This window comes from Chelatococcus sp. YT9, from assembly GCF_018398315.1.
Lineage (GTDB): Bacteria > Pseudomonadota > Alphaproteobacteria > Rhizobiales > Beijerinckiaceae > Chelatococcus.
Genome location: NZ_JAHBRW010000001.1, coordinates 4,213,526 through 4,227,463 on the forward strand (window position 1 = coordinate 4,213,526; position 13,938 = coordinate 4,227,463).

Below are 13,938 nucleotides of genomic sequence, written 5' to 3' on the forward strand. Positions count from 1 at the left end.
CATCGACACCTCCGCTCGACAGCCGGATGAGAACGACGTGACCCAAACTGCCTCACCGGCCCCCGCGGCCCACCATGACGGCGGCACGCGAAGGCCGCTGACGATCGATCTCGCCCTTCAGGGCGGTGGAGCCCACGGTGCGTTCACCTGGGGTGTCCTCGGCAGAATTCTCGAGGAGGAATGGCTCGACATCAGCGCCATCTCCGGAACTTCTGCAGGCGCCATGAACGCTGCGGTGCTGGCATCGGGCTACGTAGCCGGTGGGCGCCGGGGCGCTCGGGACGCGCTCGATCTATTCTGGCGAAGGGTGTCCGAAGCAGCCCGCTTCAGCCCCTTCCAGCGCAGCCCGCTCGACGTCCTGCTCGGCCGCTGGACGCTCGACAACTCCCCGCTCTTCGTCGCGATGGATATGATGTCGCGCGTGGTTTCCCCCTACCGCCTCAACCCCGCCGGCACCAATCCGCTGACGGACATCTTGTCCGAAGTCATTGATTTCGACAGCCTCGCACGGTGCCCGATCAAGCTTTTCATCACGGCAACCAATGTCCGCACCGGCCGGGGGCGCGTGTTCCGCAATGCCGAGATCACGCCGCAGGTGCTCCTGGCCTCCGCCTGCTTGCCTACCTTGTTCCAGGCCGTGGACATCGATGGCGAGAGCTACTGGGACGGTGGCTATTCCGGCAACCCAACCATGACGCCATTGATCAAGGAGAGCGACGCGCTGGACACCATACTCGTTCAGATCAATCCGGTGGAGCGCCCCGGCACGCCGCGTACGGCACGCGACATCCTGAACCGCCTCAATGAGGTATCCTTCAATGCAGTCCTCCTCAAGGAACTAAGGATGATGGCGTTGCTGCGCCAAAAGGCCAATCCGGAAAGCGGCGAAGGGGCGCGTTGGGCCCGCATGCGATTGCACCGCATCACCAGTGATGCCATGGCCGATCTGGGATATTCCTCGAAGCTGAACGCCGAGTGGGAATTTCTGACCATGCTGCACGATGAGGGGCGTCGCGCCGCTGAAACCTTTTATCGCACGCATCGGGACGCCATCGGCAAGACATCGACATTGAACCTCGATGAACTGACCGAAGGGATCTGATAGTAGCGATAGACGGTGACCGCGGCCGCCTCAATCAACGCTCAGCAGGAACGCAGATGACCACCGGTAAAATCTTCCAGAGCGCCCAGGTCCTGATTGCGGTTGTCCTGGTTGTCGCCGCGCTATCCATTGCAAGTTCGGTCTTTGCACCGGTCGCGTTCGCACTTTTCATCATCGCCCTCGTATGGCCGATGCAGAAGGGCCTGCAAACCTTCCTGCCGAAGATGCTGGCTTTAGCCATCAGCGTCATCGTTATGGTCGCCGTCTTTCTAGCCTTCGGCTCGTTGATACTCTGGGCCTTTGGCCGCGTCGGCCGTTGGATCGTCAGTGACGCTGCCCGCTTTCAGGCGTTCTATGACCAAGTCACGATCTGGCTGGAAGGCCACGGCGTGGCCGTTGCCGGAATGTGGTCCGAGACGTTCAATGTCGGTTGGATCCTGCGCACGGCCCAGACAATCACCGGGCGCCTCAACAGCACGATGAGCTTCTGGTTGGTTGTGCTCGTCTACGTGATCCTCGGCCTGCTTGAGGTCGACGACTTCGGGCGGAAATTGCGTGGCATGCGCAACCGCGAAATCAGCAGGGTTCTCCTCCTCGGCAGCACGGAAACCGCGCGCAAGATCGGCCGCTACATGCTTGTCAGAACATGGATGAGCCTGATTACGGGCCTGCTGGTCTTCGCCTTTGCCAAGCTCGTCGGCCTGCAGCTCGCCGAGGAATGGGGGTTCATCGCGTTCTCGCTGAACTATATCCCCTTCATCGGCCCGTTGGTCGCGACAGTCTTCCCGACGCTCTTTGCCATGGCGCATTTCGAATCTTGGCAGGCGGTCTTCGCGGTCTTCGCCTGCCTCAACCTGATCCAGTTCATAGTCGGCAGCTACATCGAACCTCGCGTTGCTGGCAACGCGCTCTCGGTCTCACCGGCAGTCGTCTTGTTCTCCGTATTCTTCTGGAGCTATCTGTGGGGCATCTTCGGCGCGTTCATCGGAGTGCCGATCACGATCGCCCTCATCACCTTCTGCGCCCAGCATCCTTCAAGCTTGTGGATCGCCGAACTGTTCGGCTCTGCTGAAAGAACGGAACAGCCGCCCATTGAAAGCGCTATCGGCGATTCATGAGCCGGCCAGGTTCAGGCTCAAAGTTGTGGTCGTCTCAGGTGCCATGTCGATCCGTTCCGGCTCGAGGAGGGCAAGACCGCCATCCGGAGCCGCGGCGAGCGTATGAATGTAGAAACGGGTAGGCTCGTTATCGGTCGCTTCCATGACCGGCGATGGCGCGGAGATGATCTTCAGCGGACCGCACCGCCCGATCCAATCTATGTGCCGGTGGCCATGCATCGCGACGATCCGATGGCCGTTGGGCTTGAGCTGTCGCACGAAGAGACTGCCGTTGATGAGCGCGGTGCCGACACGTTCGGAGAATGCCTTGGCCGGCATCGGATATTCGACTGGGTGGTGATGCAGCGCCACAATCCAGCGGGCGTTAGGAAATTGCCCGAGCACCGAGACCATGGCCCGCATGTCCTCTTCACCAACCATCCCGAGCGCATTGGTGAAGGAGAAATGCGTTTCCGCGTTCGAATTCAGGATCACCACGCCGAGCCCATCAGCCTCCGTCGGCGGCAAGACCATGGGGAAAGCCCTCGCCCAGAGGTCGCCGAGCCCCACCGACAGGCGCAAGCCTCCGGTATCCGCGAAAGCCGCGATCTGTGCCCGGTGAGGCTCGAGAACATCGGCCAGACTTTTACCGAGACCCGAACCAGCGGGGTCGACGACATGCACGCGGTTGCCTTGCATGCTCACGATGGCCGACAATGCCCGCATCTGCCGCAATGTTTTGCCGGGGGTGCCGGGAATTTCCAGGCGGGCGGGATTAGCCCGGTCGACAATGTTCACGTCATGATTTCCTGGCAGGATAACGCTGCGGGCGGCCAGCCCTGGATAACGCGCCATAACGTCGAAGAACTCCGCCCATTCCGCTGAGCGGCCCGCGTCGGTCATGTCCCCCGTAATCAGGAGGAGATCCAGCGGGGCGCGGGCATGGATGGCAGCGAGCCGCGCGAAAACCTGGTGAAGCCGCTCGTTGCCGCGCGGACCGGCGCGGCCGCTCTCGATCCGAAAGCCATAGCGCTCCCCGACGACGTGAATGTCCGAGAGATGAGCCACGCGCCACCTGCGGGCATTCGCCGGCACCTCGTCGAAACTCAGCAGATTGCGCGGCTGGTCCATTAGCCCGTCAGCCAACCCCCAGGCCAGCGACGCGGCCGCCAGATAGGCCGCCATCACCGTAACCGTGTTCGCGAGTGCGGGAACGATCAAACGTAACGGATCGACGAGATCAGCCACCCCGCCGGACCAGCGGGTTTGCGGCCATGCGGTCAGCGCAATGGCGGATGCGACGCCGCAAGCGAGCACACCTGCACCGATCGCAGTCGCTGCCCTCAGATCAGCGCGGCTAGCCTCATTGGCATGCGGCGGCAGAAAACGCTCGGCAAGATGGCGAAGCCCCTCTCGGCATAACGCGTAACCCGGTTGCACCACCAGCGAGTTCAATGACCAGAAGCTTCGCTCGGCGGCGCGAAAGAGTGGGCGGAAGCCATACCAGCCGATGACCGCCACGAGAACCAGAAGCAGCAACGATCCGATGCCTGCGACCGCCTGCACGCGGCCCGATACGGTCGAGAACCATGCTGTGGCGACCAGGGGCACAAGTCCAAGCAGGACACCGGGAAGCAGCGCCAGGATGACCCACGCCAGCGCCAGCTTGGGGAGATTGATTTCGCCGAGCAGACTTCCCGCAATCGCAAACAACGACCGCTTCTTGGAACTGCACGCGTCATCTTCCACGTCGCCTGCGCGCGGATCGATGATCGGGCTCATTGGTCAACGGCCATTACGATTGCACCCATCCCTTCGGCGACGTCCTCTCGCCGTTATCCCAACGGGCATACTGTTGTCCGCGTATTTTGCCCAGAGTTTCGATCATCCCGGCGTAGGAAAGCTCGAGAATGGGACGCCTTGCACAGCGGTGAGATCCTCGATCAGCCTCAGCTTCTTCATGTACTTCCTCGCTGTGGCCCGGCGTGCGATGGCGACGCCGCTGGGTTGCTCCGCTTTGCCGAGCCGCTTAGTCGGGGTTGATCCTGACGAGCCTGTTGCAGCCTGACGCTCTGTGAAAAATCCTCTGACCGATGCTGATCGGGGGCATTGCGATGCTGATGGTGAGGCGCCTGACGCGCCTTCCGGGACCAATCCCGGAGGGGGACATCGTCGTCCTCGCGGAAAGTGGCAAGTCCATCGTTCACCGATTGGTCAGCGGAATTGCGCGGGGTGACAGGGTCCTGCGCCGCGGGTCGACGGCCGGGATCTCGCTGACCGGCCTCGTTATCCTGATCGGCGACCGCCTGATGTTTCGGGCTGGTTAGGCACCAAGCGGCGCGCCCGCCGCGCCCCATCAAACTCGAGAGTGCATGCAGCCTCAGGCCTGCTGCGCTGATCCATCAGAGTGTTGGATCGGGGCTGGCGCCAACACGAGCAGGCACCGCCGCTCCGGCCCTATCGCGTCATGGCCCCCGCCCCCGCGACGGCTCCTGAAGCACCTGGTCGACCCTGTCGATCAGATAGGGAAAGAAGGGATTCGAGGACATCCGCAAGAGGCTGTCGAGATCCATGATCAGCGTCCCGCGCTCGCCATGTGCAGCTATCGCGCCGAGCCTTATGCCGAAATCTTCAGTCAGGTCAGGCTGTAGCCCATAGAGCGGATCGGTGACCGGAAACGGCAGCGCGATATGAGACAGCGAGAAGACGTCAGGGGGATAGGACAGGCCGAGCTCGCGCACTGTCTCATCGGTGGAGCCTGCTTCGGTCATCCGTGCGGCGACCTCACGGGAATCTTCGTTCACATTCGAAATCACCGAGACGCTGAAATTACGGGGAGGCGGCGGCAGAAGTCGCGCGAGCACCGTTTCTGACGCCGGTCTCAGTAGAGGCCCGAGCTTCGTCGCGCGATTGAGATCGAACAGGACGAGCTCGCTGCCGTTCGCAGGCAGAAACGCGTAGAGCGAGGAGACGATCGCGCGCGTGCTCACGGTGAAGTCCACCACCGACTGGAACGTGATGATGGGGGCGAGATCCGCCAGCCGCTTCTCGCGCGCGAGCCGCTGCACCGTGCGCTGAACGGCCGTGCTCAGCAGATGTGACTGGCGCGCGCCGTTCACCGGGAACGAATTATATTTGAAGGGGTTGAATTCCGGCAGCACGCTCAGCCAAGCCGCCTTGGCGAAGGCTGGCAGGATCGCCGGAAGCCCCGCCAATCCGGCGAAACGCGCGAAAGCCGTCACGCCGATCATCGGAGATAGCAGGATGACCCGGTCGGGCCGGGCCAGATCCTTATCCTCAAGGGCCTCGAGCGCATACATCACGGCCAGCGCCCCGCCATTCGAATAGCCGACGAGATGAAGCGGCGCGGGGGCCTCGACCCGCGCCCTCGCCTCTCTCACGGCAAGACGCGTCGCGGCGAGCCAGTCTTCCCACTCAATATCCGTCAGCCCGGCGGGAACCGTGCCATGGCCAGGCAGGCGTATGGCGATGGCGAGGAAACCGCGGTCGCGGTAGTGGCGCGCGAGTTGGAGCAAACTGTAGGGCGAATCCGTCAAGCCGTGGAGAAAGACCGCGGCGCCGACCGGCTTGCCCCGCGGCTCCAGGATGAAAGAGCGGTTCCAGTCCTGCTTGAAATGCGCGGGATGGATGGCACTGCCCTCAAAATAGCGATTGACCGGGACTCGATCGCGGGGCGGCAGCTTTTCCGTCACGTCGGTGCGTACCTGCGCAAAGACATCGTCCTCCGCCTTCAGATATCCCCTCCAGTCGGCATGATCGAGCTCGTTGATCGACAGCTCATCGGGAACGAAGGTATGCCAGGGCTCAAGCGGTGGTCCCCGCTGACTGTCGTAGACGCGCAGGCCGAAGAGCGAGACAGCCACGATGGCAAGCACGACCGCCCCGCGCTTCAGCGTCCTGCTGATAAAACCGAGCATGCAAAATGCCCTCAGAAACAATCCGAAATCGATCTTTGGTGGAAAATTGGTGCCATGCCTCCCGATTGCCTATGTTATGGCCGCGCCAGCGACAAGGCTAGTTGTCCCACGCCAGACCGAACAAGCCCGAATCATGAGGATGCCCCCTGCCCCACCATTTCCAAGCTTCGCCCTGCACAAGTGCAAAATGCCACCGCCCTATACCAAGAGACTCGCGAGGCCGTTCATATAAACGCAAATAAAAGCCCTCGTTAGCCGCGACTTTAACTATTAAGGTCAGCCGGACATGGAAAATACGGCATTTCCACTGCCATAAAATCATGATAATTCGTGCTCATATCGCGTTAGCTCGGAGATATGACATGAAGCGTTTTATCGCCCTCGGCCTTCTCGCCGTCGGACTGGCTGCCTGCAACCCGAATGATCGGACCGACCGGACCATCGGCGGCGCGGCCATCGGTGCCGGCGCTGGCGCGCTTGTCGGTGGCCTCGCGTCAGGCACGGCAGGCGGCGCACTTGCCGGTGCCGCGATTGGCGGTGTTGGCGGCGCCATTGTCGGCAACGCGACGACACCTACCTGCCGCACCTATATCTATCGCGGCCGCCGCTACCAGGAATGCTGACAGGCAATCCGTCCGCGGGAGCCCTGCTCTAGCAAGAATCGAAGGAAACTCCGGCGCATAGTAATGCGGCCGGAGTTTTCGTTCTTGCGCATGCCGGCTTGCTAGTGGCGCCTCGCTTGGCGACATCTGCGTGCTCTCGTAGGGACCAGCTGATCCTGTCGCCTCGGGGTCAGGTATGTCGTCGGCCTCTGCGCTTTTTCCGCGGGATGTTTTATGCTCCTTTCTCGGAAGAACGGAGATGAGCCCGTGCGCCATATACCCAACGACGACTACGAGTACCCCGAACGGACGTGGATGGGGATCGCCGGAAAGATCCTGCTGTCGAAAGTCACGATTGCCGTCCTCGTCGGCCTCGCGCTCTTCGCCGCCTACGAGTTTCTCTAGAAGAGCCTTCTGAACAGCCGCGGTGCAGTCTTCGTGCCCTGAGCGGCCAGCGATGTGCTGATTTGAGCGCCCCGCATTTGCGGGCCAGCTTGCGTTTCATAGATCAGTTCGTTGCCGAGCCCGGCTATCGATTGAGCGTCGTCCCGATGCCGGAAATGACCATTCTCCCCAAGACACCCATCCGCGCTGGTGCCGAGCGGTTCGGCGTCAGAGATTGCTGAGAAACAAGAAGTTTGATCGGCTACGGCTGACCCGAGATTGGGGTACGCGCGGAATTCTTAGGCTAATCCCTCTGAATACTGGCCATCGCCGCGCGCGTCGCCTCCGGGATCGGGCAGGGACGATGGTTTTTCGCATCGACATAGACATGAACGAAGAAGCCTTCCGCTGAAGCTTCATCGTTGTCATCGGCAAACAGCGCGAGTTCGTAGCGCACCGATGAGCGGCCGATCTGCGCCACACGCAAGCCAGCTGAAATGACCGATGGATAGCTCATTTCACGAAGATAGCGGCAACCGGTCTCCGCCACGAAGCCTATGGCCGAGCTTTCCTGAGGCGAGAGAAGCCCCTGGGAGATCAGCCACTGGTTCACCGTGGTGTCGAATAGCATGTAGTGGATGACATTGTTCAGATGGCCATAAGCGTCGTTGTCGGCCCAACGGGTCGTATGGCGCTGGAAGTGGGGATAATCGGCGCGACGAGACGGCGGAGCGCGCATTCACCAGGCCTCCGCATAGATCGCCAGCGCATCTGCCTCGGTCACAGGACGGGGGTTGTTGACGAGCAGCCGCTGCTGCTTCATCGCATCGGCTGCGAGTTGGGGAAGCGCGTCCCTTGGAATGTGCACGTCACGCAAACGCCGGGGCATCTCGAGGCGGGCAATGAGATCGTCTAACGCCGCAATGAACGCGCCGGCGAGACCTTCCGCCGGCTGTTCCGCCAAATGCGGGAACGCGTCCGCCGCGATTTTCGCATAGGTCGCGGCCGCTACAGGAAGGTTGAAGCGCAGCACGGCCGTTAGAACGAGCGCGTTTGACAGGCCGTGCGGGATGTGGAACGTCCCGCCGATCGGATAAGCCAGCGCATGGACGGCCGCGACCGGCGAGTTAGCGAAGGCCTGCCCTGCCAGCATTGAGCCAAGTAGCATCGCTTCGCGCGCCGGCCTGTCCGCCCCGCTCCTCACCGCCCTTTCGATATGGCTGCCGAGTAGCCGCAGGGCCTCACGCGCCAGCATTCGCGATAGAGGGTTATTGTTGGGATTGGCCGATGCGTAGGCCTCGATTGCGTGCACCATGGCATCCACGCCGGTGGCGGCCGTGATCGCCGGCGGCAAGCCGAACGTCAGCGCCGCATCGAGCACCGCGATATCCGGCAGCAGTACCGGACTGGAAACACCCCGCTTCTCGTCAGCGCCCACCGTGATGATGGCGACGGGGGTGACCTCCGATCCCGTCCCAGCGGTTGTCGGCACCAGGACCAGCGGCAGACGCGGCCCCCGTGCGTTGCGCACGCCCCAGACCTCGTCCAATGGCTGCCCCGAGCCCAAAAGCAGCGCCACCATCTTGGCAACATCCAGCGATGAGCCGCCACCGAAGCCGATCACTCCGGTGGAACCCATTCGTCGTCCCATTTCGCAGGCGGCCATCACAGTCGCCTGAGACGGGTCCGCCTCGACGCGATCGAAGATCTCGACGTCGATCCCGTCTCTGCGCAGCGAAGCAACGGCAGGGTCGCATAGTCCCAGTTTATGGATGCCATCATCCGTCAGGAGCAACACCCGTTGGCCCAGACGACCAGCCGCAATTTCGGCGAGCCTTGAGGTGCTGCCTGTCTCGACAATGATCGAGGCCGTGGACTGGAAGGAGAAGGCGGCGATCCCGGTAGGTGGCATGTAACAAGCTCCGGTGCTGATAGCCGAGCGGGATTACAGGGGCCGATTAACTTGGTCGGGCCGTGCCTTATCGTTGTGCCTCAAACCGCTCATTTGGCAAAGACCTCATTGGCTAACCTGAGCCATAAGCACCCGCTGAAAAGCGGTCCAGACGGCGCCGCCCGCAGCCTCGGCGCCCGCAAGGCATGGCTGAACCGAATGCTTAAGCAGAAGCTCCCTCGAAGATATTCCTTTCTTCTATCGGGGAGTGGCCGACTCGGTGACAGTGCTCCGAATGAATTGGCGTGGACTGTGTGGCCGGGCCGGGGGAGCAAAAGAATGAAATCGCAAACGGGATTTGGCCTGCTCCTCTGGTCATCCTGTCTGGCAATGTTGGCCGTCGGCGCCAACAGCACGGCGATCATGGCCGCGTTGCCGCTCATGAAGGGCGAACTGTCTCTCACCTCCGCCGGCCTGGAATGGGCCGTGAATGCCTATCTCGTCATGTCCGCCGCCTGCGTCGTGCTGGGCGGAAAGGCCGCGGATCGATTGACCGCTCGGGTGAGCTCGACCGTCGGACTGGCGGTATTCGGTCTCGCGTCCTGCGTAATCGCCTCCGCCGAGACGCAGGCCGCACTTCTGGTCGGGCGCGGGCTTCAGGGTTTGGGGGCGGCTTTCGCCGTTCCAGGCACGCTCGCTGCGATCAACGGAGGCGCAGTGCCAGAACGTCGGGATAGCGCTATAGGGGCCTGGACGGGATTTCTGATGCTCGGCTTCAGCATCGGCCCCCTCGTTGGTGGCAGTCTGACTCATATCGCGGGTTGGCGTGTGGTCTTCTGGTTCAATGTTCCGTTGGTCGTGGCCGCCCTCGCCGGGTTCATCATGGCCGGGCAGCCAGCGCAAGGAAGAAAGGCATCGTCTGAAGGTATCGATGCGACCGGCTTCGTCCTGCTTGCCACGTTTATGATATCTATTATCTTCGGACTTCACGCCCTGCCGCATGCCAAGACAACTCCACTTTCCCTCATCCTTCCGTCCGTCCTGGCGATCGGCGCCTTCACGCTGCTGCTGATTGTGGAGAGACGCGTGAAGGCGCCTATGGTGGACCTCAGTTTCTTCACCCAGCGGGGCTTCGTTGTCGGAACGATGATGGGAGCGCTGTCGATGTTATGCATCATGGCCCTGCTGCTATACTTCAATCTTTATGCGCAAAGTCAGGATGGGCTCGACCTCACCGCGCTTGAGGCCGGAGCGTTGTTGCTTCCGCTTGGAGCGGCGTTGCTCGGATTGGCGCTTTCGGCTTCCGCCATTTCAGCGCGAACGGGGCTTCGCAATGCGATGACGGGCGGAATGGCGCTCGTCGTACTCGCCAGCCTCCTTACCAGTGCGGCAGTCGCAGCAGCCGACATGAGCCTTCTCGCCGTCGGCTTCTTTGTGATGGGCAGCGGTTTGGCAGTTCCCTACGCGTTGGCCCCGCGCCTGGCACTCTCGGCGCTGCCGCCGTCCCAAGCTGGACAGGGCGCCGGCGTTGTCAACGCCAGCACTTTTCTGGGCGGGAGCATCGGCGTGGCAGCCGGCGCGATCGCTTTCGCGATAGCTGGCTTTACCGGTGTTCTCACAATGATCGCGCTCGCGGGCGCAGCCGGTGCCGCGCTCAGCCGCAGGATCCCTTAGACCCTCGTGAAGCCGATCGGGTGAGAGGTCGAGATCCGCAACCGGTAGCCAGCATCCGGGAATCCAGCTCTTGCCGGCATGTCACCTGGAAACAATATAAGGATTTATAACATAAAGATAATTCTGCATTTGCGACAGTATTGCAACATGATGTCTTTCAGGGCAAAGCTTCAGCTAGTCGTTATTGACGAGCTTCGAACAGAGATCGTCTATTCTCGTGGGTTGGTGTCGATTCCGCGCCCCGAGGGGTGAGGTGACTGTGCCTTGCACCGCCTCCGCGTTCCACGGCGTGAGCGACGCTTTCTTCGGAGGAAGCAAGCGGTCCCGGGAAACTTTTCTCCGATTGACAGTTTAACTTGCCAGGTCCTGCTGATGTAGCTGACATTGCGGCTCGTTGTTCGTGCTCGGCTTTCCGAGCCGAAGTGAGTGGAGGACGCCGTGAGACTAAAACTGTTGGCATCGGTTGTATTCGCCAGCGTGAGTATGGGAGCCTCGGCTATGCCCGCGCAGGCGCAACAACCAAGCCCTCCCCAAGCCCAGCCGCAGCCTCAACGCGCCGCGCCGTCCCAACCCAATATTCTCGTCATCTTCGGGGACGACGTCGGGCAAACCAACCTCAGCGCCTATGGCTTCGGTGTTGTCGGCTATCAGACGCCGAACATCGATCGTATCGCGCGGGAAGGCATGAAATTCACGGACTATTACGCGGAGAACAGCTGCACGGCCGGGCGCTCGTCCTTCATCACAGGACAGACGCCGAAGCGCACGGGGCTGTCGAAAGTCGGCGTTCCCGGCGCCACGGTGGGTCTCCAGGATCGGGACGTCACGATGGCGCAGGTCCTGAAATCGATGGGCTATGCCACCGGCCAGTTCGGCAAGAATCATCTGGGCGATCGCGACGAATACCTTCCGACCAACCACGGTTTCGACGAGTTCTTCGGAAACCTCTATCATCTCAATGCAGAAGAGGAGCCCGAGCGGCCTTACTGGCCCAAGGATGACCCCGAGTTCGTGCGGATGAACTCACCGCGCGGTGTCCTCAGAGCCTCCGCCGATGGCAAGATCGAAGACACCGGTCCTCTCGACAAGAAGCGGATGGAGACGATCGACGACGAGACGACGAATGCCGCGGCAGACTTCATGGAGCGGCAGGTCCGGGCGGGAAAGCCGTTCTTCACCTGGATGAACACGACGCGCATGCATCTGTTCACGCATGTTCGCCCGTCGATGCAAGGCCAGAGTGGGATGCCGGGTAATGACTACGCGGATGGCATGATCGAGCATGACGGCCATGTCGGCCAGTTGCTGAAGAAGCTGGACGATCTAGGCATCGCGGACAATACCATCGTCCTTTACACCACCGACAACGGCCCGAACCAGTTCTCCTGGCCGGACGCGGCAACGACCCCGTTCCGCAGCGAGAAGGACTCAAACTGGGAGGGCGCATTCCGCGTTCCGGCCATGATCCGCTGGCCCGGCAAGATCAAGCCCGGCACAGTGTCGACGGAGATCTTCTCCGGCCTCGACTGGTTCCCGACGTTGATTGCAGCGGCAGGCGATTCCGACATCAAGGCGAAGCTCCTGCGCGGTACGGCGATCGGCGCCCAAGGCAAGCAGTTCAAGGTCCACCTCGATGGCTATAACCAGCTGCCTTATCTCACAGGCGAGCAGCCCAAAGGGGCCCGGAACGAGTTCGCCTACTTCAACGACGATGGCGTGCTCGTTGCCTATCGGCGCGGAGATTGGAAGGGCGTTTTCTGCGAAATGACGCACCCCGGCGGTTTTGCGGTGTGGCAGCAGCCCTTCACTTGCTTGCGGATCCCGAAGCTGTTCAACCTGCGGATGGACCCGTATGAGCGCGCTGACGTGGTATCCGATCAGTACAACGATTGGCTCGTGAAGAACGACTATTTGCTGGCACAGCTGACGTTCCACGCGGCTCAGTTCCTCGAGACCTTCGTCGAGTTCCCGCCGAGTCAGGAGCCTGCGAGCTTCTCGATTGATCAGATTGCGCGGGACGTGGAAGCCAAGATCAAGGCGAATGCCGCTAAGGCGCCCTCGCCCTGATCTGAGGCGCTCTCGCACCGGGGCCGCCCCTTCCCTTGGGATGGGCGGCCCTTTTCTTTTAAGGCCAAAGCTTCACGCGTCATTTGCCGTTATGCCCGGGCCGTGAAAGCAGCCTTCGATCGAGACGCTCACCGTGGGTGCCGCGGAGGTGAGCAGGCCACAGCTCGATCCTTAGTCGTGGTGCTCGCTGGACTGAAATCGGTCGTCGCTCATTCGGCGGTGCAGGACACCTTCCAGGTGCCGTTCCCCGGCATCTTGAGCGTGCCGCGATAGACCACAAGGTCCCCCCGCTTGCCTCGTCGCAAACGGAGCTCGCCCAACAAGCGCTCGCCGGGATCGACTACGAAATCCAGACCGATCCCGGTATCACTCGCAATCCCCCGCGCATGTCGGATCGCAAAAGGCTTGCCTGTGCCGTGGTGCTCGCTCGTCGTGTAGTCTTCCTTCGGGGTTTCCAGCGTCGCCGCTGCCACCGATACAGTGTCAGCAAGCCCCAACAACATTCCTATGCTGATCTTTGAGCGAGCATCGTGGCAGAACATCCATTCCGTCGCGCTCGCATTATGAGGAGCAAACACGCTGAGCAGGCTGGCCGCAACCAAACCCGTGAGCCTGGGGACGGCCGGATGGCGTCGGGCCCGCAACCAGGCTGCGGAGACAGGTGTTCGGCACATTGGAGGAGGCTCGTGCAGACGATGATCCGGCGGGATCGACGGAGGCAACGCCAGCGCGCCTGCCAGAGCCAAACGGGTTCGAGGGTGTGCCATCATTCCACCGGGACGACGCGCAGCGGCGTGCGATAAGGCTCCACACGCAGATTGCCCTGTGCCTGCACGCTGATCTTCGCTAAGGGCGCCTGTTCCAGCTCCCCGTCCTTGGCTTTGCGCACCGCATAGCGCCAGACCGTCATCGCACCGCGCTCTCGGAGCGCCTTGCCGATCGCAGTCGCATCATCACCGAGCAAGGCGTCTTCCTTCGTCAAGGCGGCGACGATCTCATCCTTCTCGCTGACGAAGGTGAAGAGCTTGGCGCCTTTCTCAGCGGAGAGAACAGGACTGGCAAGAGTGACCAAAAGACCGGCGAAGAGGGGGCCTGCAATGAACAGGCGGCTGATGCGCTTCCGCATTGGCTATCCTTTCAAGACTATCCGCCTGTACTCTGCCGGTGTTCCGTTTCGCGCGCT

At 61.8% G+C, this 13,938-nt stretch carries 13 protein-coding genes; 7 read left to right on the forward strand and 6 right to left on the reverse strand.

From position 1 onward, the window contains the following. The first annotated feature begins 37 nt into the window (after positions 1–37). Both KIO76_RS19380 and KIO76_RS19385 read left to right on the forward strand, forming a co-directional pair. Positions 38–1,102, forward strand: coding sequence for a patatin-like phospholipase family protein (locus tag KIO76_RS19380; RefSeq protein ID WP_213324771.1), 1,065 nt, complete (start codon positions 38–40; stop codon positions 1,100–1,102). A 56-nt stretch (positions 1,103–1,158) separates the two neighbouring features. Then, entirely contained in the window at positions 1,159–2,220 is a 1,062-nt protein-coding gene (locus KIO76_RS19385) for an AI-2E family transporter (protein ID WP_213324772.1), read from the forward strand. On the opposite strand, the gene KIO76_RS19390 is transcribed toward KIO76_RS19385, so the two are convergent. After that, on the reverse strand, positions 2,215–3,981 hold the full coding sequence (locus KIO76_RS19390) for a metallophosphoesterase family protein (RefSeq protein WP_213324773.1): 1,767 nt from the start codon (positions 3,979–3,981) through the stop codon (positions 2,215–2,217). The two genes, KIO76_RS19385 and KIO76_RS19390, sit on opposite strands and share 6 nt — an antisense overlap. A 332-nt stretch (positions 3,982–4,313) precedes the next feature. Here KIO76_RS19390 and KIO76_RS19395 point away from each other — a divergent pair, with 332 nt between their 5' ends. After that, positions 4,314–4,526: a hypothetical protein gene (locus KIO76_RS19395; protein ID WP_213324774.1), complete on the forward strand. Its 213-nt coding sequence runs from the start codon at positions 4,314–4,316 to the stop codon at positions 4,524–4,526. A 138-nt stretch (positions 4,527–4,664) separates the two neighbouring features. Here KIO76_RS19395 and KIO76_RS19400 read toward each other — a convergent pair whose 3' ends face one another. Beyond that, positions 4,665–6,137, reverse strand: coding sequence for an alpha/beta hydrolase (locus tag KIO76_RS19400; RefSeq protein WP_213324776.1), 1,473 nt, complete (start codon positions 6,135–6,137; stop codon positions 4,665–4,667). 362 nt (positions 6,138–6,499) lie between these two features. On the opposite strand from KIO76_RS19400, the gene KIO76_RS19405 reads away from it, so the two are divergent. Together KIO76_RS19405 and KIO76_RS19410 are read left to right on the forward strand one after the other, a co-directional pair. After that, positions 6,500–6,760, forward strand: coding sequence for a YMGG-like glycine zipper-containing protein (locus KIO76_RS19405; protein WP_213324777.1), 261 nt, complete (start codon positions 6,500–6,502; stop codon positions 6,758–6,760). A 246-nt stretch (positions 6,761–7,006) separates the two neighbouring features. Further along, positions 7,007–7,144 (forward strand): hypothetical protein, encoded by a 138-nt coding sequence (locus tag KIO76_RS19410; RefSeq protein ID WP_213324778.1) that lies wholly within the window; start codon positions 7,007–7,009, stop codon positions 7,142–7,144. 283 nt (positions 7,145–7,427) lie between these two features. Here the strand turns inward: KIO76_RS19410 and KIO76_RS19415 are convergent, their stop codons facing one another. Together KIO76_RS19415 and KIO76_RS19420 are read right to left on the reverse strand one after the other, a co-directional pair. Further along, positions 7,428–7,862, reverse strand: coding sequence for an acyl-CoA thioesterase (locus KIO76_RS19415; protein ID WP_213324779.1), 435 nt, complete (start codon positions 7,860–7,862; stop codon positions 7,428–7,430). Continuing rightward, entirely contained in the window at positions 7,863–9,020 is a 1,158-nt protein-coding gene (locus KIO76_RS19420; RefSeq protein WP_291976462.1) for an iron-containing alcohol dehydrogenase, read from the reverse strand. 333 nt (positions 9,021–9,353) lie between these two features. Between KIO76_RS19420 and KIO76_RS19425 the strand changes: the two genes are divergently transcribed. Both KIO76_RS19425 and KIO76_RS19430 read left to right on the forward strand, forming a co-directional pair. Continuing rightward, positions 9,354–10,688, forward strand: a complete 1,335-nt coding sequence (locus tag KIO76_RS19425) for an MFS transporter (protein ID WP_213324783.1) — start codon at positions 9,354–9,356, stop codon at positions 10,686–10,688. Positions 10,689–11,171: 483 nt separating this feature from the next. Continuing rightward, complete coding sequence (locus KIO76_RS19430; RefSeq protein ID WP_213325351.1) at positions 11,172–12,755, forward strand: arylsulfatase; 1,584 nt, start codon at positions 11,172–11,174, stop codon at positions 12,753–12,755. 209 nt (positions 12,756–12,964) lie between these two features. Here the strand turns inward: KIO76_RS19430 and KIO76_RS19435 are convergent, their stop codons facing one another. Continuing rightward, on the reverse strand, positions 12,965–13,252 hold the full coding sequence (locus tag KIO76_RS19435; RefSeq protein WP_213324784.1) for a hypothetical protein: 288 nt from the start codon (positions 13,250–13,252) through the stop codon (positions 12,965–12,967). A gap of 269 nt (positions 13,253–13,521) precedes the next feature. Further along, positions 13,522–13,881, reverse strand: coding sequence for a hypothetical protein (locus tag KIO76_RS19440; protein WP_213324785.1), 360 nt, complete (start codon positions 13,879–13,881; stop codon positions 13,522–13,524). Positions 13,882–13,938: the final 57 nt, after the last annotated feature.